Below are 20224 nucleotides of genomic sequence, written 5' to 3' on the forward strand. Positions count from 1 at the left end.
ATAGCGTAAGGCTAGTGCAAAAACAGGCTTTTCCCGCGCCGACTTGTCATTTTTATGGAGTGACGCGTGCATCCGCTCCAATCATTCGAACCGGATCAGGCAACCCTAGGTTCAATAATTTGCAGCCCTTTGGAGACAGCGCTACCTTAGTGCCTCGATTTTTGTTTGGCAAGCCGCCTGATGACCTCCAAGAACGATAAAAATACCCGCACAACGGGCCGCCCTACCCTCAATGAAGTGGCGCGCCTTGCTGGCGTCAGCCCGATCACCGCCTCCCGCGCCCTGCGCGGTATCAGCACGGTGGCCACCGAACTGGTGGAAAAAGTGCAACAGGCCGCCGCCGAACTGAGCTACGTGGTCAACCCCGCCGCCCGCGCCCTGGCCTCGGCGCAGAGCCATTCGGTGGTGGTGCTGGTGCCGTCACTGTCCAACCTGCTGTTTATCGAAACCCTGGAAGCTATCCATCAGGTACTGCGGCCCAAGGGCTTTGAAGTACTGATCGGCAACTCCCATTATTCACGCGATGAAGAAGAAGACCTGTTGCGCAACTACATGGCCTACCAGCCACGAGGGTTGTTGCTGACCGGCTTTGACCGCACCGAAAGCGCGCGACGAATGGTCGAGGCCAGCAATGTGCCCTGCGTGTACATGATGGATCTGGACCCCAATGCCGGGGTGAACTGCGTGGGCTTCTCGCAACTGGCCGCCGGCGAGACCGCGGCCGCGCACTTGCTGTCCCGGGGTCGCAAGCGCCTGGCCTATATCGGCGCACAACTGGACCAACGTACTTTGCTGCGTGGCGAAGGCTTCCGCCGCGCCTTGCAGCAAGCAGGCATGTACGACCCGGCGCTAGAGCTGCTGACACCACGCCCTTCCTCCGTGGGCCTGGGTGGCGAACTGTTTTTACAACTGCTGGCCGCCCACCCGGATGTGGACGCGATCTTCTTCGGCAACGACGACCTGGCTCAGGGCGCCCTGCTCGAAGCCCTGCGCCACGGCATCAAGGTACCGGAACGTGTAGCTGTGCTGGGCTTCAACGACCTGCCCGCCTCGTCCTTCATGGTGCCGCGCCTGAGCAGCATCAGCACGCCACGGGAAGCCATCGGGCGCCGAGCGGCGGAGCATCTGCTGACGATCATGGCGGGCAACAAGGTGGCCAAGCCGGTGGTGGATATGGGGTTTGAGTTGCAGGTGCGCGAGAGCACCTGATCGTCGAGCCAAACACAATCAATGTAGTGTCCGCAGAATCAGCGCCTGGCACAGATTCCCTGTGGGAGCGGGCTTGCTCGCGAAGGCGGTGGGTCAGTTAATCAATCTTTAACTAAACCACCTGAAATCGCCATTTCCCTTTCAACAGGCGGTTGTCAATGTACGCAACCACTCATCGGCCGACGCAGAAAACTGTCATAAATGACAGTAGACGCGAACTGTGTACGCGGCCTAAATATTAGGCGCAGCCCCCCGGCATGCTCATTAATTCTCAAGGAGACTCATCATGAATTCGCCCAACAAAATCACTGGTTTCTTAAAAGAGGCTAACCAGAGTTTTGATTCTCACAACATTCTCCACTTGAATACCTTCCCTGGCACAAAAAACACCACACTGGCGTTCATACAGGACAGCCATTTTATTGCTTTTGAAATAGATAAGAACTTCGCAGTAGGCACCTATAAACTTGATTCAAAACAGGAGGGGAATGTTCAAGTTATTTATAACGTGCCTAATCCTAATGGGGGTTCTTATCAATACCCGGCCACCTCGGGGACATTTGAAATCGTCAACAACGAAAACAATATCCTTGATGCAAAATTTGCCTTCGTAGCCGCCAAAACCGACGACCCAAACGATATTATTACCGTCGAACGTGGCGTGTACTACATCAATAATTTCAATGCTCCTCAATAAGCGCTCACACAACCATCCACCTGAAGGCAGCACTGCGCCTGGTCAGGCAAGTGCTTGCCTTTTCTGATCTCTGCCCAACCTCGCTACAGCTCCCAAACGTCTGGTAAATTGCCCCTGTCGTCTGCCCCGCAGGCCACCGCAGTGGCCGAATTCGCTCGCACGGTTCCGGGCGCGAGATGCGCGGGATGTTCAGGGCGCCTGACCTGATTCACCTGAAGAAACCCAATCAATGTGGGGGCGGGCTTGCTCGCGAAGGCGGTGGGTCAGTCAATCAATCTTTAACTGAACCACCTGAAACTCAGAATTCCTACGTAATCGTGTAAGAGCAGTCAGAGCGCTGTGGGACGCCTGTAGGAAGTGCCTGACATTGCAGCAAGCGCCTTGCTCCGCTGCCTACGCTTACGTCAGAATCCGCCGGCTTGTGCGCCTCGGTGGCGGTCTCTAAAGTTTGACGGTCGCTGAATTTCTCGGTGATCGGGTTTAGTAGCCCGAGTTCGGTCACTCTAAGTGCATAAGTCTGCCCGCGTTAATGGCGGCTGTGCGTAGGGCACTTTCGGGTGCGCCGGCTTTGAGTGTCCACCGGTCTACTAACCTGCGTACAGTTGCCTCCATCGTTTAGTAGCGATGCGGCGGCAGCCCATTCCAGGATGCTCTAATGATCAAACAAATCGATACGCCGCCAACCACCCTCTTCACGCTCATACCCGATATCTCCACCGAAACCCTACTGGCCAACAGCTACGAAACCGTCTGCTCTGTCAGCACCCTCCTGCTCGACCTATCCGATGACCTCACTGGCAAACACCGCGATGTAGCCCTGGCCATTCATCAATTGAGCGAGCTGAGCGTATTGCTGGTGGGCAAGGCCATGGACCAACACACACCACGCTGTTAAGACCTCAATCGGCCATGGAGTGGGAGGGGCTTGCTCCCGATAGCCGTCCGTCAGTCGATGTTTCCAGTGACTGAGACTACGAAATCGGCAGCAAGCCTTCTTAATTTAACGCGTTAGCCATCACGGCTCGCAGCGTCAAAACCCTTCACCCTATTCCTTGAAATACAGCATAACCACTGTGAGATCTACCAGTAGACGCCTTTGAAAGGCTGTCATTTAATCGAATGACCGCTTGCACTCAACAGTGGTCCTTACTACGTCAAAAGAGGCCTGCACTATGGACGCTAAAAAAAGAAAACGTCACAGATCAACAGCGAGCTTCACTCTTAGCAAATCTCCCTATGGCGAGTTCGCTGCCACCCAAATCTTTTTGTACGATAGAACACAAACCCTTCTCGTGATGGGCCGTTGCTCTATCAAGGACAAGGAAAATGAAATTCTGCAGGTCGGACTGGTACTGCCAGCACCGGATGGCGAGAGCACAGGGGAACTTGGCCCTATACCCGGAAAAATTCCTTTCGCCTATTTCGACCATTACATAGGTGATGAAGGTATCTATTATGATGCCGAAAGCGGAACCTTCAACATTACACTTATAAGACAAGCCCAGCACCTCACAGGAAACTTCTCCTTCATCTCTCGGGGAAGTGAATTTGTGGGTACTTTCAACGTGAACAACTTTAGTGAAGAATGATCCTGCTGCTACGTGCGGGCTTTAACATTCAAAGCCTGCACGTTCTTGAAACGCCTTCTCGACTCCCGCGAGCGATACGTTAATCCTAACCGCCCAAACACTCGTCGTAGCCCGCGACGCCTGCTAAATTGCCCTTGTCATCTCTTCATCTTCAGGGAAGCACCATGGGCCATTCACTGAAAATCCTGGGCCGCACCTCCTCCATCAACGTGCGCAAAGTACTCTGGACCTGCCAAGAGCTGGGCATCGACTATGTGCGCGAAGACTGGGGCATCGGTTTCAAGCCCACCCAATCCCCCGATTTCCTCGCCTTGAACCCCAACGCCCAGGTGCCGGTGCTGATCGACGACCATGGCGTGCTGTGGGAGTCCAATACCATTTGCCGCTACCTTGTCGGCCTCTATCAGCGCCATGACTTGCTACCCGTTGAGCCTGCCTTGCGTGCACGGGTCGAACAGTGGATGGACTGGCAAGCCACCGAACTCAACCCTTCGTGGGGCTATGCGTTCCACGCACTGGTGCGTCAAAACCCGGACTATCAGGACCCGCAACGCATCCAGGCGGGTGTGCAGGCCTGGAATGACAAGATGGCCTTGCTTGAACAACAGTTGACCAAAACCTGCGCCTACGTCGCCGGCGAAGAGTTCACCCTCGCAGACATCTTGATAGGCCTTTCTGTGCATCGATGGCAGATGACCCCCATGGAGCGGCCACCCTACCCCGCCATCGCGGCGTATTACCAACGCCTCAGCCAACACGCCGGTTTCAAGACCTTCGCTCTCGACGGCCATAATTAGAAAAGCAGTTGCGCGCTTTAAGCACTCCCAAACAAAAGCGGTGTGGCTTAAAGCCTACAACTTACCGCCAACTGAAGGTCATTCATGCCCACACTCGCCGCCTGCGTTTCAGACCCCACCCGTGCCGCCCACATCAGCGCCCGCATCGACCGCCTGCCCGCCGTCGCCACTATTTGGCGCCTGGTGGCGTTGCTTTCCATCGGCGGTTTTTTCGAGCTGTATGACCTGTTCCAGACCGCCTATATCAGCCCTGGTCTGATCAGCGACGGGATTTTTCATACCGGCAGCGAAGGTGTGTTCGGCTTCTCGGACCAGGCCGCTTTCGCCTCGGCCACATTCCTGGGCCTGTTTCTCGGGGCCAGCCTGCTCAGCCCCATCGCCGACCGCTTCGGGCGCCGCGCGATTTTCACCTTTGCGTTGGTCTGGTACACCGTGGCCACGGTGTTGATGGGCATTCAAACCTCGGCCGTGGGCATCATTTGCATGCGCTTTCTGGTGGGCATTGGCCTAGGTATCGAACTGGTGACCATCGACGCCTACCTTTCGGAACTGGTGCCCAAGCGCATGCGCAGTTCGGCGTTTGCCTTTGCGTTTTTTATCCAGTTTCTGTCGGTGCCGGCCGTGGCCTTGATGTCGTGGTGGTTGGTGCCACAGGCGCCGTTCGGTATCGCGGGCTGGCGCTGGGTGGTGCTCTCAAGTGCGGTGTTTGCGCTGTTTATCTGGCAACTGCGCAAGCGCCTGCCGGAGTCACCGCGCTGGCTTGCACAACAGGGCCGCTTCGAAGAAGCCGACACGATCCTGAACAACCTGGAGGCACGCTGCCAAAAGGATCACGGCAAGCCGCTGGACATGCCGGAGCCCGAAGCGATCAGCGTGCAAGGCAGTGGCCGTTTCGCCGATATCTGGCAGCCGCCCTACCGTCGCCGCGCCTTGATGCTGATCGTGTTTCATGTATTCCAGGCCATCGGCTTCTTCGGCTTTGGCAACTGGCTGCCGGCCTTGCTCTCGGGCCAGGGGGTCAGCGTGACCCACAGCCTGCTCTACGCCTTCATCATCACCCTCGCCTACCCGCTGGGCCCGCTGTTGTTCGTCAAAGTGGCCAACCGCTTTGAGAACAAATGGCAGATTGTCGGCTCGGCCATGGGGGCGGTGATCTTCGGCAGCCTGTTTGCCCTGCAAACCACCGCGTTAGGGCTGATTTTCTGCGGGGTGATGATCACCTTCTGCAACGCCTGGCTGAGCTTCAGTTATCACTCCTACCAGAGCGAATTGTTCCCCACCAATATCCGTGCACGGGCGGTGGGGTTCTGTTATTCGTTCAGCCGTTTATCCACGGTGTTCAGCAGTTTGTTGATCGGTTTTATCCTCGAACACCTGGGCACGCCGGGTGTGTTGGCGTTTATCGCCAGCAGCATGTTGATCGTGATGATTACCATCAGTTGGTTCGGGCCACGCACGCGCAACCTGGCGCTGGAGAACATCGCTCACTGACGGCAACGGTTGGCCGCACAAGGAGAAGGCTTGCCGCGCCGACAACTCCCGCCCCAGTAAACACTGGGGTACGGCACCCGGCACAGTATTTGCTCCAGCTGTCGCACCGTCTGTTTTCATAGGTGACCGATCATGCTGGTTAACAACACTCAAGCGGCGTCGAACGTGCAACAGATCACGCGACCCGACATGGACCCCGCCAACGCCGCCGCCAGTGCGCTGTACAGCGGCGCTTTGCAGGCTGCGCAACACAGCGTCACCGTGCCGGCCGCGCAGAGGGAATTGGACAAGGCCAGCGATCGCATCGACGAAGCCTTCGCCAAGACCCGCGTGCAGTTACAGGCCACGACTAACGGGGCACGTACCGAGTTCACCGAATACATGAGCAAATCCCCGGCCGAACGTATTCGTGAACAGTTGCTCAAGGAACAAGGGCTGACCGAAGAGCAAGTGCAGGCGCTGCCCCAGGAAAAACAAGACGCCATCGCCAAACAAGTGGCCGAGCGCTTGAAAGAGCAGCAACAGCAGCAGGTTGCGGCGAAGGCCACTGCTTCGCCAGCCCATACACTCAAAGAAACCTTGGCCGCGATCTGAGCCACACAGCAGAGCAACGGTGGGAGCGGGCTTGCTCGCGAAAGCAGAGTGTCAGTCACTGATAAGTTGGCTGAAGCACCGCATTCGCGAGCAAGCCCGCTCCCACCGTTGGACCATTTTTTACATGGGATCAGCGCAGTGTTCAGTTATTGCAATTGCAGCGTCGAATTGAACTGACTGATCGCATCCACCACATGCCGTGAGCCTTCCTGGATCTCCAGGATCACCTGCCCCGCCTCGTTCGCCAACTCCACGCCCAGGCCCGTGCGGCTCAAACTCGACTGCATGCTCGACACTGCGCTCAACGACAGGTCGTGGTTCTTGCGTACCACGTCCACGATCTCAACGGTGGCCTGGCTGGTGCGTGCGGCGAGGCTGCGCACTTCATCGGCCACCACCGCAAACCCACGCCCGTGCTCGCCCGCGCGCGCGGCTTCAATTGCCGCATTCAGGGCCAGCATGTTGGTTTGTTCGGCAATGCTGCGGATGGTTTGCACGATGGCACCGATGATGTCCGACTGCTTGCTCACCGCATCGATGCTCTGCGCCGCCTGGTTAAGGTCGTGGGACATGGCTTCAATGATCTGCACCGTTTGCTGCACCACCTGCGAGCCCTTGCGGGCGCAGGCATCGTTCTGTACCGAAGTGGCGTGGGCCGAGTCGGCGGCCGTGCGCAGGGTACTGACTTGCTCGGTGATATCGCTGGCGAACTTCACCACTTTGTACAAGCGCCCATGCGTATCGAAGATGGGGTTGTAAGAGGCTTCCAGAAACAGGGTCTTGCCGTATTTGTTTTTACGTTCGAAGCGGTGGGAGTGAAACTCACCGCGATTGAGTGAAGCCCAAAACGCCTTATACGCCGGGGACTCCACTTCGCTGCGGTGGCAAAACATGCTGTGATGCTGGCCGATGATTTCTTCGCGCGTGTACTGCACTGTGCGCAGGAAGTTTTCGTTGGCATTGAGGATCTGGCCCTGTGGCGTGAATTCGATCACCGCCATGGAACGGCTGATGGCGTCGATCAGACTTTGGTTTTCGTGTTCGTGATGGACCCGTGCGGAAATATCCGCCGCCACCTTGATCACACTGCGTACCTGATGGTCGCTGTCCAGCACTGGCAAGTAGCTGGCTTGCAGCCACACTTGCTCACCGCGCTTGTTAAGGCGCATGAAGGTGCCGCTGAGCGCCTCGCCTCGCGCCAGGTCGCGCCACAACTGGTGGTAGGCATCGGTGTGGGTATACGCCTCCTCGCAAAACAGACGGTGATGTTTGCCACGGATCTCCTCGACGCCGTAGCCCATGGTTTGGCAAAAACGTTCGTTGGCATTAAGGATCACTCCCGTGCGGTCGAACTCGATCATCGCCATGGAGCGGCTGATAGCGGCAAGCTTGGCGTTGGCTTCGGTGAGGGCACAGGAAAAACGCTGGATTTCTTGCAGGTCGGATTTGTGCTGGCGGTTGAACATGGTCAGATCACCCTAGATTCCCGGCGCCTGGAGGGCGCATTCCATTCATACGTTGGATATTTCTGGTACACCTGCATGGGGAAATAACCATTGGAAACGCTTTATCGGCCAAGCGTCGTTAACGGTTCTGGGTGAGCATAGACAGGCCTTGGCACTCTGCAAGGCCACTAATCCGCCAGCATTGCTTAGGGATGACCAAGGGGCTTAAAGACAGCCTGCTGCACATCGACTTTTTTCGGGATCAGGCCGTTGGCAAAAAACAGGTCGGCGGTGCGTTGCTGGTTGGCAATGTCGATGGCCTCCAAGGGACGGATCGGTTCAGGGGAGCGATGTTCGAAGTAGCTTTTGACCACCGCCGGTTGCAGCCCCAAAGTGCCGGCCATCAGCGCGATGCTCGCGTCGGGCTGATCCAGCGACAGGCGCTGGGCCTTGCCTAGTGTCTGGATAATCGTGGCGATGGCCTCGGGGTGCTGCTTGGCAAACGGGTGGTTGACCACGAAAAAACTGCCCGCAGAGTTCAACCCTTGCCCATCCCCCAGCACGCGTGCCGAGCCGTCGATCACGGCGGCCGAGTAGTACGGGTCCCACACCACCCAGGCATCCACCTTGCCTTGTTCGAACGCGGCACGGCCGTCGGAAGGCGACAGGTACACCACGTTCACATCCTTCCACTGCAACCCGGCGCGCAGCAGGCTCTTGAGGAACAAGTTGTGCGCACTGGAGCCTTTGAGCAACGCCACGCGTTTGCCCTTGAGTTCGGCCACGGTCTGCACCGTACTGGCCTTGGGCACCAGCACTGCTTCGGCCTTGCCTTCGTTAGGCTCGACGGCGAAATACTGCAAGTCGATCCCGGCCGCCTGGGCGAAGATCGGCGGGATGTCGCCAATATTGCCGATGTCCAGGCTGCCGGCGTTAAGCGCTTCGATCAGCGGCGGGCCGCCGAGAAATTCGGTCCACTGCACCTGGGTGCCGGGCAGCGCCGCTTCAAAAAGCTTGTGCTCACGGGCGAGCACCATGCTGACCGAGCTTTTCTGGTAGCCAATGCGCAACGTGGAAGGTTCGGCCGCTGAGGTGGGCTGCGCCAATACCGCCAATGCCAGCAGCGAACTGCCCAGCAGGTGTTTGATTGCTTTCATAAGTTGCCTCTTGGTGGTTCGATCAGATTCAAAGTGAGCACAGTAAGCGTGGAAGCTGGCGTGCCTGCGATGGCGGCCTGTCAGGGTCAGAAGTGTTGGCTGGCTCACCGCTATCGCAGGCAAGCCAGCTCCCACATTTGATCGGTGTGGGATTCAAGGCCGGTAACAGCGCGGGCCATATAGTCACTGACCGAGCGCTGGGAAATCCCCAGTTCGGCGGCGATCTGGGGGTACGTCAGGCCGTTGACGCGGGACAACAGGAACGTCGTCTTGACCTTGGCCGGCAAGCGCTCGAGCAATAGATCGATGGCTTGCAGGGCTTCGAGTACCTGGGCGCGGTCCTCGGCGCAGGCTGCATCGTCATCCAGCGCAGCGAGGTAGGTACGCTCCAGATCACGCCGACGCCACACCTGGTACACCAGGCGCTGGGCAATGGTGGTAAGCAATGCGCGGGGCTGTCGTATCGGCGCTACCTGAGGTGCACTCAGAAGCTGGACAAACGCGTCGACGGCGATGTCTTCGGCGTGGGCACGGGAGTTGAGGTAGCGGTGCAAGCGGCTGCACAGCCAAGGGTAATGAATGCGAAACAGTGAGCCCACGTAATCGCTGTGAGCACTATCGGCGCCGGACATAGTGGCTCCTTCTGAGTAGGTTGCGCGGTATGTCCGGTGTTCCGGTGGAGCCATCCTAGCAAGGCTGCTTATGCTTTAATAATATTTAAAATGCATTTTTATATAACCCTATTGAAGTTTCGGGTAGCCGGCGCTGGTGGCCTGCCGTTGGTAATCCAACACCACCTGATAGTCGTCTTCGCTGGCAGGGAGCACGGTTTGCACACCCAAGGTTTGCGTCACCTGCGGCAGGTCCTGCAACGCCAGGTTCATCGCCTCACGAATCTGCGCCACCTGCACGTCGCTCAAGCCCAGCGCGCCTATGTAGGGCAAAGTCGGGCTCGGCGCGCTGCGAGTGATGACACGCAGGCCCGCGACCTCTTCGGGGGCGAATCGTGCGAGGTAGTCGTAGGTGACGCTGTCGATGGCAGCGAGGTCGGCGCGGTCTTCACGCAGCCAGCGCAAGCTCTCGCGGTGGGCGCCGCTGATGCCAACGCTGGCGAAGAACCGCCCGTCGCGCTGCAACGGCGCCACGCAGTGACGCAGCAGGCTCATGCCGCTGTTGGAGTCGTGACCGTTGATCACGCCGCGGCTCTGGTAGAACTGCGCCAGGCGGTTACGCGGGTTGTCAGCGCGGGTCAACAGCAGGCTGCAATGTTCGCCGTGGCTGCTGTGGACCAACTCGTAACGGGGGCGCCCAATGATGCGTACCTGGCCGCGCAATTGGGTCATCAGCGGGTAGCCGCAGGTTTGGCTGACGAGCAATTGCGGCGAAAGCCACAGGCCGGGCAAGTCGAGGTGGTCGGCGTCAAGACGATGCAGCTTCAGTCGCTCAAGGATGCGCGCCAGCCAGCGTTGATTGGCCTGCTGGATGGGCTGGGGCGCAACGTACATGCGCAGGTCGGCGTAATGCTCACTCATGGTCGCCTCTCAGGCAAACGGGTGCCGGGGACTGTCGATGGCCTTGAGTCCGTGACGGCTGATCAACTGGCCGTAGCCCTGCACCAGGAAACCACCGCTGCGCGCCAACCACTGCTCGCGCCGGGCACGGTACACCCTGGGCAGCAGGTACCACGGCAACTTTGGCAGATCGTGGTGTACCAGGTGCAGATTGTTGTTGAGAAACAGCCAGGCCCAGGGCCAGGACGCTTCGTTGAGCACTGTGCGCTGTTCCGGCCGGGGATGGGGGCGGTGCTCATAGTAGGAACGGACCGAGGCCAGGGACAATGCTGGCACGCTGACCAGCAGCAGGTAATGCCACACCGCAAGCGCGCTGTAGTAGGCGATGAAACTCAGCATCAACACAGTGACGGCGCCGTGGGCCAGCCACATCGGCCATACCTGGGGCAGGCGTTGAAATTCGTGACGTGCCAACCGGCCAATCGCCAACGGCGCTGCCAGCAGGAAGCGGCCAAGCAAGGTCTTGGTCAGCCAATGCAGGCCACGTTCGAACAGCGAGCTGTTGTTCCATTGCTGCTGATTGAGGTAGCGGCTTTCCGGGTCGATGCCCGGTAGAGTCAGGTCGTGGTCGTTATGGTGCAACAGGTGGCTGTCGCGGTACAGCGTGTAGGGATACCACACCGCGAACGGGGCATAGCCGAGGAGTTTATTCAGCCATAACGAACGAGTCGGGTGGCCGTGGAGCAATTCGTGCTGCACCGATAGCCACAGGGTCACCAGCGGAATCAGCAGCAATATGCTCAGCCACAGGCCCAGCCACCAGCTGCCAAGGATCACCGCGAACCAGCCCGCATATACGCCGATCAACAGCAGCCAGGTCGGCCACTCGGTTCTTGCCACAAAGGTCGTCGCCAGGGCTTCGATTTCCCGGCGCTGGGTCGGATCAAGGTAATGGGTCATCGGCAGCTCAGAGCAGGTGTTTCCTGCTCTGTGCAATGAGGCGGGAAAATCTTGCAGATCGTTGGGTTCTAAGCTTGTAACTCAGTGACCGAACAGGCCTGCTTCGGATTTTTTGGTCTTCTTGTCCGCGCGTTTTTCATCCGCAGTCTTTGCCGGTTTTTTCTTCGCGGCTTTCTTTGAATCCATACCTTTGGCCATGATGCGTGCTCCACTAACAGGGGACGTAGCACTGGGTATACCACCTATTGCCCGGCAGAAGGCGCTTATAATCCCCTGCCCTGGATAACGCTTGTCTGAACCCCATGCCCCCATTGCACATCGAACCGCTGGCCGAGCCTCTGTGGCCACTGCTGAACAAGTTTTACCGCAGCCACAATTCATCGATGAAGGCGCTCAAGGGCGGCCGTTTGTGGGTAGTGCGAGATGGCGAGATCGTGGCCGGCTTGTGCTTGAGCCCGGTGGTGGGCGGGCAGTGGCTGACGGGGGTGTTTGTGGCGCCGACTTATCGTGGCCAGGGGCTGGCGGCTCGATTGATCGGCGAGGCCGTGGCGGGGATTGAGGGGACGGTTTGGTTGCTGTGCCATCCGGACCTGGAACGGTTGTATCAGGGGATGGGGTTCAGCCAGGACACGGTTTTGCCGCAATCGTTGAGTGAACGGCTGGTGCGCTACAAGCGCAATAAGCCGATGATTGCGATGGGGCTCAATGCCCTGGATAAACGCTGAACCCATGTGGGAGCTGGCTTGCCTGCGATGGCGGTGGGCCAGCCAATCTATCTGTGACAGATAAACCGCTATCGCAGGCAAGCCAGCTCCCACAGTTGAACTGTGAGTGTGTCAGAAGGGCTATTCGTCAGCCGTTGGGTCCAGCTCCGGGAACATCACTTCAATAAACCCGAATTTGCTGAAATCGGTGATCCGCGAGGGGTACAGCCGGCCGATCAAATGGTCGCACTCATGCTGCACCACCCGCGCATGGAAACCGTCGGCAAAGCGTACGATCGGCTCGCCTTTGGGGTCGAATCCTTCGTAGCGAATCTGCTGGTAACGGTTCACGGCGCCGCGCAGGCCGGGCACCGACAGGCAACCTTCATAGCCCTCTTCCAGTACTGGGCTGAGCGGTGTGATCAGCGGGTTGATCAGGATGGTCTGCGGCACCGGCGGCGCGTCCGGGTAGCGTTCGCTGGCTTCGAAACCGAAGATCACCAGTTGCAGGTCCACGCCAATCTGCGGCGCGGCCAGGCCAACGCCGCCCACGTGCTCCATGGTCTGGAACATATCGTCGATCAGTTGCCACAGCTGCGGGCTGTCGAACATTTCCGGCGGTACCGGCGGGGCGATACGCAGCAGGCGCTCGTCGCCCATTTTCAGGATTTCACGGATCATTGCTCAGGCTCGGTCATGGGCTTGGAGTGGTCCCGGCCTAGGCCAGAGACGTGTTGTTTTTCATCAGTGTGGCCCGGCTCGCCTATTTCCTTCTCACCAGGGTCTTTGCCCTCGGCGGACATGTGTTCGATCACGGCATTCATCTCTGCGCCCAGCAGCAGTACGGCGGCAGAGATGTAGAAATACAGGAGCAAGACAATGATCGCGCCGATGCTGCCATACATGGCGTTGTAGTCCGCGAAGGTCTTGACGTAGTAGCCAAAGCCCAGTGAGGCGACGATCCATACCACCACGGCCAAGACGGAGCCGGGGGTGATAAAGCGAAATTCCTGCTCGACGTCCGGCATCACGTAGTACATGAGAGCCACGGCGAACATCAGCAAGATCACAATCAGCGGCCAGCGCAGGATAGTCCACAGCGTGACCACGAATTCCTGCATGCCGATCTGCCCGGCCAGCCACTCCATGACCTGCGGGCCCAGCACCATCAGCGCGGCGGCGGCCAGCAGCATGCCGGCGATGCCCACGGTGTAGAAGATCGACAGCGGGAAACGTTTCCAGATCGGCCGCCCTTCAACCACGTCGTAGGCGGCGTTCATGGCGCTCATCATCAGGCGCACGCCCGCAGAGGCCGTCCACAGCGCGATGACGATACCCACCGAGAGCAAGCCGCCCTTGGACTGCTGCAACTGATCGATCACCGGGTTGACCTGCTCCAGCGCCTGGGGGGGCAATACCAGCTCCGATTGCAGGCGCAGCCAACTGAAGAAGTCCGGCAGGTGCAGGAAGCCGATCAGGGCAATGAGAAACAGCAGGAACGGAAACAACGAGAACAGCATCTGGTAGGCCAGTGCCGAGGCGTAGGTAGGCATTTCGTCATCGACGAATTCCTTGATGGTGCGTACCAGCACCTTGTGCAGCTTGAGACCATCGAGTACCGGAAAAAGCATAGCGTCTCCTTTCGCCGCAAAGAGGTTGAGTTCGTGGGCGACTCAGGGGCCGTTTTCTACATCAAAGTAGCCCATTTGGCGACTTTGAAACAATTTCGAAAGTTTAGTTGCACCACCGGATACAAAAACGGCCATCCGTGGATGGCCGTCGGGCTGCTGGGTTCAGCCAGCCAGGACGTGTTACTCAGTGGCTTTTTTCACTGCGTCCTTGGTCTTGCCCACTGCCTGCTGCGCTTCGCCTTTTTTCTCTTGAATCACGCCTTCAGCACGCAGTTTGTCGTTGTCTGTGACTTTACCGACGCCTTGCTTGATGTTACCCACAGCTTCGTTCGCCAAGCCCTTTACCTTATCGGAAGTGCTGCTCATGGTATTACTCCTGATAACAATCAAATGGTTTTTGGTCACTACGTAGCGGTTGACCTGAAGCGCAACGGCAGAGTTTCAATTATTTTTGCGCAAGCATTTCATCGAAAGCGGCAGGTTTGGCTTTATGTTTTGCAGCCAACCCACGAGAATGCCCGGCACATTCAGGCTGCAACGCTGAATAACAGATCCCGTAGGAAGGTTATGAAACTCAATAAAGCACAGGCCATTGCCCGCAGAAACCAGGAACTGGGCGGTGCCGTACTCGGCGTCAACAACTGCCACTTCACCGACCTGGACCGCAAACGCAACATCTGGTGGTTCGACCTGCCGGTGGGGCGCATTGCTGTGGGCCAGTACGAGTGGATCCACCTGTTGATGCACAACGCCGACACCGACCAGTTGCTGCACCTGAAGGTGCCGACCGTGTTCCTACGTGAAAAGCTCGAAGGGCTGGTGGTGCGCAATGCGGGCAAGCGCAAGCCGGAGATTACCCTGGAGCTGAGTGCCGACAAGGATTCGTTCTTGAAGGACGTACGCCCCGCCGGTGCGGGTGTGAGCTTCGCCCAGTTCGCCCTGTAAAAACCGTGCGGGCTGCCCTGACAGGCCTTTTGTAGGAGCGAGCAAGCTCGCTCCTACAGAAGGTGACGACCGCGCCCACATAAAAAACCCCGCATCAGCGGGGTTTTTTATGGGTTACTTTTTAAGACCGAGTTTCTTCAGCTCTTCATCCCGCAATTCACGCCGCAAGATCTTGCCCACGTTGGTAGTCGGCAACGCATCACGGAACTCCACGGCCTTGGGCACCTTGTAGCCGGTGACGTTGGCGCGCATGTGTTCCATCACCTGGTCCTTGGTGAGCGTAGCCCCTGGCTTGACCACGATGAACAACTTGATGTGCTCACCGGATTTTTCATCCGGTACGCCGATGGCCGCACACTGCAGCACGCCCGGCAGGCCCGCGAGCACGTCTTCCAGCTCGTTGGGGTAGACGTTGAAACCGGAGACCAGAATCATGTCCTTCTTGCGGTCGACGATACGCATGTAGCCGTCTGGCTGGATGATCGCGATGTCGCCGGTTTTCAGCCAGCCTTCGCTGTCGAGCATCTCGTCGGTGGCGTCCTGGCGCTGCCAGTAGCCCTTCATCACTTGCGGACCTTTCACACACAGCTCGCCGGTTTCACCCAGTGCAAGCTCGGTGCCGTCGTCGGCGATGACTTTACACGCGGTGGAAGGCACCGGAATGCCAATGGTGCCGATCTGGATATGCTGGATCGGGTTGACCGTGGCCACCGGGCTGGTTTCGGTCATGCCGTAGCCTTCGCAGATCGCGCAGCCGGTCACCGCCTTCCAACGCTCCGCCGCTGCCAGTTGCAACGCCATGCCCCCCGACAGGGTGACCTTCAGCGCAGAGAAGTCCAGCTTGCGGAAACCTTCGTTGTTGCACAGCGCCACAAACAGGGTGTTGAGGCCGACGAAGCCGCTGAACTTCCACTTCGACAGTTCCTTGACCATCGCCGGCAGGTCGCGCGGGTTGCTGATCAGGATGTTGTGGTTGCCGATCAGCATCATCGCCATGCAATGAAAGGTGAAGGCATAGATGTGGTACAGCGGCAGCGGCGTGATCAGGATCTCGCAGCCTTCGTTGAGGTTGGAGCCCATCAGCGCCTTGCATTGCAGCATGTTGGCCACGAGATTGCGGTGGGTCAGCATCGCGCCCTTGGCCACGCCGGTGGTACCGCCGGTGTATTGCAGCACGGCCACATCGCCGCTGGCCGGGCTGGCATCGTTGACCGGCTGGCCATGGCCCTTGGCGAGCACGTCGTTGAACTTGATGGCCTGAGGCAAGTGATAGGCCGGGACCATTTTCTTCACGTACTTGATCACGCTGTTGATCAGCACGCGCTTGAACGGCGAGAGCAGGTCGGCAACTTCGGTGACGATCACGTGCTTGACGGCGGTCTTGGGCACGACTTTTTCAGCCAGGTGCGCCATGTTGGCCAGGCAAACCAGGGCCTTGGCCCCAGAATCATTGAATTGGTGTTCCATTTCCCGCGCGGTGTACAGCGGGTTGGTGTTGACCACGATCAGGCCGGCGCGGATCGCACCGAATACAGCGACCGGGTATTGCAGAACGTTGGGCAGTTGCACGGCGATTCGATCGCCAGGCTTCAAGTCGGTATGCTGTTGCAGATAGGCGGCGAATGCGCCGGACAATTCGTACAGTTCACCGTAGGTGATGGTCTTGCCCAGGTTGCTGAAAGCCGGTTTGTTAGCGAAGCGCTGGCAGGACTGCTTCAGTACCGCCTGAATATTCGGATACTCGTCTGGATTGATCTGTGCAGCAATCCCGGCGGGGTACTTATCCTTCCAAAAGTCTTCATTCATGGAAGCCCACTCCTCAGCGACGCGAATTCATCATCGCATTTGATGCGATTATTATTGGTGTATGTTTTTAGGTGAGTCTGGCGCTTTCAAGCAGGCCTAGAAGTCACAAAGCGCGCCGAGAGTAGCAGCTTTGCCAAGGGCCGCCTAGAGCCAAAAGAGGGCCCTACAGTCATAAACATGACTCAAGAATATCCAATGGTCACTTTTAGAGCAAAAATTCTATAACACCAGGAATGGCTCTAGAACAAGCTCTCAAGGGTGCAGAATGACGATGTGGGAGCTGGCTTGCCTGCGATAGCGGTGGCTCAGTCAATTCAACATGTGACTGAAACACTGCTATCGCAGCATAGGTATCTACATAACTTTGTAGGCTGTAGCAGCCAACGGTAACCACGATGCGAAGCGAGCCGCTCTTGATCTTGATCTGCTTGTGATCTTAGGCGCCCCGTCAAACCACGCTGGCCGTAATTCGACAGCGATTTGGGGGGTAAACCGGCAGGGATGCCGGTTTAGCCGCCCCGCGCCATGGATGGCGCGTGGCGGCGGCCCCCCAAATCACTGGCGGATTACGGGCACACCGAGCCTAAGCGAGGTGCCGAGTGGTGGGGCAAGAGCGCTTTGCTTACTTTCGCCTGGGCCGGCATTCCGGCTTTTCGAAAGTGAGCCGCCGTCAGGGCGGAACCCTAAGTGGCCGTTACCTAAATAACGGATATGTACCCGGTCCAACTGTGTTGACTATTAGGCCGCCTTCGCAGGCAAACCAGCTCCCACATTTTTTGTACCCGGTTTCAATTCAAGCGATGTCGCGCAGTTCCCGGCGCAGGATCTTGCCCACCGGTGTCATCGGCAACGACTCCCTCAACACAATATGCTTGGGCACCTTGTACCCGGTGAAGTTGGCCTTGCAGTACGCTTTCAGTTCCTCAAGGCTCACCCCCTGGGCCCGTGCCACCACGAACAGCTTCACCGCCTCCCCCGTGCGCTCGTCCGGCACGCCGATCACGGCGCAGTTGGCCACGGCCGGGTGGGCCATGATCACGTCTTCGATTTCGTTGGGGTACACGTTGAAACCCGAGACGATGATCAAATCCTTCTTGCGATCCACAATGCTGATGTAGCCATCGGTGTCGATCACCGCAATGTCACCGGTCTTCAACCAGCCATCGGCGTCCAAGGTTTCGGCGGTGGCGGCCGGTTGCTGCCAGTAGCCCTTCATCACTTGCGGGCCCTGGATGCACAACTCGCCACGCTCGCCCAACGGCAGTTCTTGCCCCAGGTCATCCACGACTTTCATCGCCGTACCCGGTACCGGGATGCCCACGGTGCCCAGGCGCGACAGGCCGCCGTAGGGGTTGGTGCTGGCCACCGGCGAGGTTTCGGTAAGGCCATAGCCTTCGCCGATCGCGCAGCCGGTCAGCGCCTTCCAGCGTTCCGCCGTGGCCTTGACCAGGGCAGTGCCGCCGGAGTTGGTGATCTTCAGGTGGGAGAAATCCAGAGTTTTGAAATCCGGGTGGTCCATCAGCGCCACAAACAGTGTGTTCAGGCCCAACAGGCCGGAGAACTGCCACTGCTTGAGTTCCTTGATAAACCCGCCGATGTCCCGTGGGTTCGTGATCAGCACGTTGTGGTTGCCGGAGACCATCATGCACATGCAATTGGCCGTGAATGCATAGATGTGGTACAGCGGCAGCGGTGCAATCATCACCTCCTGCCCTTCCTTGACCAGCGGATGGCCGTCGTCGCCCAGTTGCGACATGCACGCCCGCACCTGCTGCATATTCGCCACCAGGTTGCCGTGGGTGAGCATTGCGCCCTTGGCCAGCCCAGTGGTGCCGCCGGTGTATTGCAGCACGGCGATATCGTCCAGGGTCACCGGGTGGCGCGTCACCCCAAGGCCCGCACCCATGCGCAGGGCGCGCTTGAACGACACTGCCCGCGGCAGGTGGTAGGCCGGAACCATCTTCTTGACTTTGTCGACCACGGTGTTGACCAGCCAGCCTTTGGCGGCGGGCATGAAATCGCCCATCCTGGCTTCGATCAGGTAGTCGATCTCCGTGTCGGTGCACACCTCCTGCACACGTGAACCGAACAGGTTGAGATAGACCAGCGCGCGCACACCGGCATCCTTGAACTGGTGGCGCATCTCGCGCGGGGTATACAGCGGGTTGGTGTTGACCACGATCAGCCCCGCGCGCAGTGCGCCGAATACCGCCACCGGGTAATGCAGCACGTTGGGCAGTTGCACCGCGATGCGCTCGCCGGGCTTGAGGTCGGTGTGCTGCTGCAGGTAACCGGCAAACGCCGCACTCTGGCGTTCAAGCTCGGCGTAGGTGAGGGTAATGCCCATGCTGCTGAATGCCGGACGGTCGGCGAAGGTCTTGCAGGAACGCTCGAACACCTCGATCACCGACTTGTAGGTGCTGAGGTCGATGGCATTGGGGACTCCCGCCGCGCGTTTGTCATTCCAGAAATCAGGTTGCATTATTCTTGTCCTCTATACCTGAGTGTGTCCGGCCGCTGCCATGCAGGTGTGCAGCAATAAGAAGCGGAGCTTTGGGGAAGTTAGCAGCTATAGCCAAACAGGCAAGACGCTGAACTGTGTCATTGATTGTATGAATCTTGCACCTAAGGCGTAGGCAGATACCCCGCCCAGCGGCGGATGAGCTATACAATGCAACCACCCTGAGCAAAGGAAGCCGCCATGAACCACAGCACCTTCTGGCTGACCGCGAACGACCACACCCGTCTGTACGTCAATCAATGGCTGCCCGACGGCCCGCCCAGGGCCGTGGTGATGATCTCCCATGGCATGGCCGAGCACGGCGGCCGTTATGCACGCCTGGCGCAAGCATTGTGTGCGGCAGGCCTGGGTGTATATGCACTGGACCAGCGTGGGCATGGCCGTACCGCAGAGGCCGGCACCGTTGGGCTGTATGCTGAGACGGATGGCTGGAACAAAGTAGTGGGCGATCTGGCCAGCCTTAATCAGCACATTGGCCAACAGCATCCAGGGCTGCCGATCATCTTGCTGGGCCACAGCATGGGCAGCTATATCTCCCAGGCGTACTTGCTGCATCACAGCGCCAGCTTGCATGGCGCAATACTCAGCGGCTCGAATTTCCAACCGGTGGCGCTCTACCGTGCAGCGCAAATCATTGCGCGCATCGAGCGAGCACGCCAAGGCCTGCGAGGGCGCAGTGCGTTGATCGACTTCCTGTCGTTCGGCTCATTCAACAAAGCCTTCAAACCCAATCGCACCGCCTTTGACTGGCTCAGCCGCGACCCGGTTGAAGTGGACAACTACATCAACGACCCACTCTGTGGCTTTCGTTGCACCAATCAATTGTGGATCGACCTGTTGGGCGGCTTGCAGCAGATCAGCAAAGTCTCCAACCTGGCGCAGATCGACCCCGGCCTGCCGATCCTGGTGATGGGCGGCGATTGTGATCCGGTGAGTGAAGGCAAGCGTCTCAAGGATCTGGCCCACGCCCTGCGTGAAGCTGGCTGCCAGGACGTGCAATTGACGCTCTACCCGCAGGCGCGCCATGAGGTGTTCAACGAAACCAACCGGGATGAAGTCACCGCCGACCTGCTGGCCTGGCTCGACCAGGCGCTGGCGTTGCGCAGGCCCACCCGCTGCGAATAGTTTTTGCTTTAAAATCAGCCGATTAATTACCGTTAAGCCACA

At 58.5% G+C, this 20224-nt stretch carries 20 protein-coding genes and 1 pseudogene; 10 read left to right on the top strand and 11 right to left on the bottom strand.

What is annotated here, in order from left to right; translation table 11 throughout:
- Positions 1 to 177: 177 nt before the first annotated feature.
- From A7K61_RS12205 to A7K61_RS12235, 7 genes are all read left to right on the top strand, one after another.
- On the top strand, positions 178 to 1209 hold the full coding sequence (locus tag A7K61_RS12205; RefSeq protein ID WP_161793224.1) for a LacI family DNA-binding transcriptional regulator: 1032 nt from the start codon (positions 178 to 180) through the stop codon (positions 1207 to 1209).
- A 286-nt stretch (positions 1210 to 1495) separates the two neighbouring features.
- Positions 1496 to 1906 carry a hypothetical protein gene (locus A7K61_RS12210; protein WP_069557648.1) on the top strand — a complete coding sequence of 137 codons (411 nt, stop codon included), beginning with the start codon at positions 1496 to 1498 and terminating at the stop codon, positions 1904 to 1906.
- Positions 1907 to 2561: 655 nt separating this feature from the next.
- Positions 2562 to 2801 (top strand): DUF6124 family protein, encoded by a 240-nt coding sequence (locus tag A7K61_RS12215; RefSeq protein WP_044273170.1) that lies wholly within the window; start codon positions 2562 to 2564, stop codon positions 2799 to 2801.
- Positions 2802 to 3078: 277 nt separating this feature from the next.
- A complete protein-coding gene (locus A7K61_RS12220; protein WP_044273169.1) occupies positions 3079 to 3495 on the top strand; it encodes a hypothetical protein in 417 nt (138 codons plus the stop codon).
- A 164-nt stretch (positions 3496 to 3659) separates the two neighbouring features.
- Positions 3660 to 4292 carry a glutathione S-transferase family protein gene (locus A7K61_RS12225; protein WP_044273168.1) on the top strand — a complete coding sequence of 211 codons (633 nt, stop codon included), beginning with the start codon at positions 3660 to 3662 and terminating at the stop codon, positions 4290 to 4292.
- A gap of 84 nt (positions 4293 to 4376) precedes the next feature.
- Complete coding sequence (locus A7K61_RS12230) at positions 4377 to 5783, top strand: MFS transporter (RefSeq protein WP_069557649.1); 1407 nt, start codon at positions 4377 to 4379, stop codon at positions 5781 to 5783.
- A gap of 132 nt (positions 5784 to 5915) precedes the next feature.
- A complete protein-coding gene (locus tag A7K61_RS12235; RefSeq protein ID WP_069557650.1) occupies positions 5916 to 6377 on the top strand; it encodes a hypothetical protein in 462 nt (153 codons plus the stop codon).
- A 146-nt stretch (positions 6378 to 6523) separates the two neighbouring features.
- Here A7K61_RS12235 and A7K61_RS34210 read toward each other — a convergent pair whose 3' ends face one another.
- The 6 genes and pseudogenes from A7K61_RS34210 to A7K61_RS12260 form a co-directional block, all read right to left on the bottom strand.
- Positions 6524 to 6949, bottom strand: coding sequence for a methyl-accepting chemotaxis protein (locus A7K61_RS34210; protein WP_371321886.1), 426 nt, complete (start codon positions 6947 to 6949; stop codon positions 6524 to 6526).
- 120 nt (positions 6950 to 7069) lie between these two features.
- A pseudogene (locus A7K61_RS34215) lies at positions 7070 to 7843 on the bottom strand (PAS domain-containing protein); the annotation flags it as partial.
- A 185-nt stretch (positions 7844 to 8028) separates the two neighbouring features.
- A complete protein-coding gene (locus A7K61_RS12245; RefSeq protein ID WP_047711639.1) occupies positions 8029 to 8979 on the bottom strand; it encodes an aliphatic sulfonate ABC transporter substrate-binding protein in 951 nt (316 codons plus the stop codon).
- A 110-nt stretch (positions 8980 to 9089) separates the two neighbouring features.
- The gene (locus A7K61_RS12250) at positions 9090 to 9611 is read right to left on the bottom strand and encodes a sigma-70 family RNA polymerase sigma factor (RefSeq protein WP_069557651.1); all 522 of its coding nucleotides are present in this window, start codon (positions 9609 to 9611) and stop codon (positions 9090 to 9092) included.
- A gap of 108 nt (positions 9612 to 9719) precedes the next feature.
- On the bottom strand, positions 9720 to 10511 hold the full coding sequence (locus tag A7K61_RS12255; RefSeq protein WP_047711640.1) for a phosphate/phosphite/phosphonate ABC transporter substrate-binding protein: 792 nt from the start codon (positions 10509 to 10511) through the stop codon (positions 9720 to 9722).
- Between the two features lie 9 nt (positions 10512 to 10520).
- On the bottom strand, positions 10521 to 11450 hold the full coding sequence (locus tag A7K61_RS12260; protein WP_069557652.1) for a fatty acid desaturase: 930 nt from the start codon (positions 11448 to 11450) through the stop codon (positions 10521 to 10523).
- 302 nt (positions 11451 to 11752) lie between these two features.
- Here A7K61_RS12260 and A7K61_RS12265 point away from each other — a divergent pair, with 302 nt between their 5' ends.
- Entirely contained in the window at positions 11753 to 12175 is a 423-nt protein-coding gene (locus A7K61_RS12265; protein WP_069557653.1) for a GNAT family N-acetyltransferase, read from the top strand.
- Between the two features lie 120 nt (positions 12176 to 12295).
- Here the strand turns inward: A7K61_RS12265 and def are convergent, their stop codons facing one another.
- The 3 genes from def to A7K61_RS12280 all read right to left on the bottom strand — a co-directional run bounded on the left by def (position 12296) and on the right by A7K61_RS12280 (position 14151).
- Positions 12296 to 12835: a peptide deformylase gene (def, locus tag A7K61_RS12270; protein ID WP_044273159.1), complete on the bottom strand. Its 540-nt coding sequence runs from the start codon at positions 12833 to 12835 to the stop codon at positions 12296 to 12298.
- Entirely contained in the window at positions 12832 to 13785 is a 954-nt protein-coding gene (locus tag A7K61_RS12275) for a YihY/virulence factor BrkB family protein (RefSeq protein WP_032895581.1), read from the bottom strand. The genes def and A7K61_RS12275 overlap by 4 nt, the downstream gene beginning before the upstream one ends.
- 180 nt (positions 13786 to 13965) lie before the next feature.
- Entirely contained in the window at positions 13966 to 14151 is a 186-nt protein-coding gene (locus tag A7K61_RS12280) for a CsbD family protein (RefSeq protein WP_003193737.1), read from the bottom strand.
- A 201-nt stretch (positions 14152 to 14352) separates the two neighbouring features.
- Between A7K61_RS12280 and A7K61_RS12285 the strand changes: the two genes are divergently transcribed.
- Positions 14353 to 14730, top strand: coding sequence for a hypothetical protein (locus A7K61_RS12285; protein ID WP_003193739.1), 378 nt, complete (start codon positions 14353 to 14355; stop codon positions 14728 to 14730).
- Positions 14731 to 14844: 114 nt separating this feature from the next.
- On the opposite strand, the gene fadD1 is transcribed toward A7K61_RS12285, so the two are convergent.
- Both fadD1 and fadD2 read right to left on the bottom strand, forming a co-directional pair.
- On the bottom strand, positions 14845 to 16536 hold the full coding sequence (fadD1, locus tag A7K61_RS12290) for a long-chain-fatty-acid--CoA ligase FadD1 (RefSeq protein ID WP_032895580.1): 1692 nt from the start codon (positions 16534 to 16536) through the stop codon (positions 14845 to 14847).
- A gap of 793 nt (positions 16537 to 17329) precedes the next feature.
- Positions 17330 to 19018: a long-chain-fatty-acid--CoA ligase FadD2 gene (gene fadD2 / locus A7K61_RS12295; RefSeq protein WP_069557654.1), complete on the bottom strand. Its 1689-nt coding sequence runs from the start codon at positions 19016 to 19018 to the stop codon at positions 17330 to 17332.
- A gap of 219 nt (positions 19019 to 19237) precedes the next feature.
- Between fadD2 and A7K61_RS12300 the strand changes: the two genes are divergently transcribed.
- Positions 19238 to 20182, top strand: a complete 945-nt coding sequence (locus tag A7K61_RS12300; RefSeq protein WP_069557655.1) for an alpha/beta hydrolase — start codon at positions 19238 to 19240, stop codon at positions 20180 to 20182.
- Positions 20183 to 20224 lie beyond the last annotated feature (42 nt).

It is taken from the genome of Pseudomonas sp. AP42, assembly GCF_001728935.1.
GTDB lineage: Bacteria > Pseudomonadota > Gammaproteobacteria > Pseudomonadales > Pseudomonadaceae > Aquipseudomonas > Aquipseudomonas lactis.

What these genes read in the sequence shown, in the direction of transcription:
- A7K61_RS12275 (WP_032895581.1), bottom strand. Translation starts at nt 13,785, where the DNA reads ATGCTTTTTCCGGTACTCGATGGTCTCAAGCTGCACAAGGTGCTGGTA.
- A7K61_RS12250 (WP_069557651.1), bottom strand. Translation starts at nt 9,611, where the DNA reads ATGTCCGGCGCCGATAGTGCTCACAGCGATTACGTGGGCTCACTGTTT.
- A7K61_RS12285 (WP_003193739.1), top strand. Translation starts at nt 14,353, where the DNA reads ATGAAACTCAATAAAGCACAGGCCATTGCCCGCAGAAACCAGGAACTG.
- A7K61_RS12280 (WP_003193737.1), bottom strand. Translation starts at nt 14,151, where the DNA reads ATGAGCAGCACTTCCGATAAGGTAAAGGGCTTGGCGAACGAAGCTGTG.
- A7K61_RS12215 (WP_044273170.1), top strand. Translation starts at nt 2,562, where the DNA reads ATGATCAAACAAATCGATACGCCGCCAACCACCCTCTTCACGCTCATA.
- fadD2 (WP_069557654.1), bottom strand. Translation starts at nt 19,018, where the DNA reads ATGCAACCTGATTTCTGGAATGACAAACGCGCGGCGGGAGTCCCCAAT.
- A7K61_RS12300 (WP_069557655.1), top strand. Translation starts at nt 19,238, where the DNA reads ATGAACCACAGCACCTTCTGGCTGACCGCGAACGACCACACCCGTCTG.
- A7K61_RS12220 (WP_044273169.1), top strand. Translation starts at nt 3,079, where the DNA reads ATGGACGCTAAAAAAAGAAAACGTCACAGATCAACAGCGAGCTTCACT.
- def (WP_044273159.1), bottom strand. Translation starts at nt 12,835, where the DNA reads ATGATCCGTGAAATCCTGAAAATGGGCGACGAGCGCCTGCTGCGTATC.
- A7K61_RS12245 (WP_047711639.1), bottom strand. Translation starts at nt 8,979, where the DNA reads ATGAAAGCAATCAAACACCTGCTGGGCAGTTCGCTGCTGGCATTGGCG.
- A7K61_RS12230 (WP_069557649.1), top strand. Translation starts at nt 4,377, where the DNA reads ATGCCCACACTCGCCGCCTGCGTTTCAGACCCCACCCGTGCCGCCCAC.
- A7K61_RS12210 (WP_069557648.1), top strand. Translation starts at nt 1,496, where the DNA reads ATGAATTCGCCCAACAAAATCACTGGTTTCTTAAAAGAGGCTAACCAG.
- A7K61_RS12260 (WP_069557652.1), bottom strand. Translation starts at nt 11,450, where the DNA reads ATGACCCATTACCTTGATCCGACCCAGCGCCGGGAAATCGAAGCCCTG.
- A7K61_RS12225 (WP_044273168.1), top strand. Translation starts at nt 3,660, where the DNA reads ATGGGCCATTCACTGAAAATCCTGGGCCGCACCTCCTCCATCAACGTG.
- A7K61_RS12265 (WP_069557653.1), top strand. Translation starts at nt 11,753, where the DNA reads ATGCCCCCATTGCACATCGAACCGCTGGCCGAGCCTCTGTGGCCACTG.
- A7K61_RS12235 (WP_069557650.1), top strand. Translation starts at nt 5,916, where the DNA reads ATGCTGGTTAACAACACTCAAGCGGCGTCGAACGTGCAACAGATCACG.
- A7K61_RS34210 (WP_371321886.1), bottom strand. Translation starts at nt 6,949, where the DNA reads ATGTCCCACGACCTTAACCAGGCGGCGCAGAGCATCGATGCGGTGAGC.
- A7K61_RS12255 (WP_047711640.1), bottom strand. Translation starts at nt 10,511, where the DNA reads ATGAGTGAGCATTACGCCGACCTGCGCATGTACGTTGCGCCCCAGCCC.
- fadD1 (WP_032895580.1), bottom strand. Translation starts at nt 16,536, where the DNA reads ATGAATGAAGACTTTTGGAAGGATAAGTACCCCGCCGGGATTGCTGCA.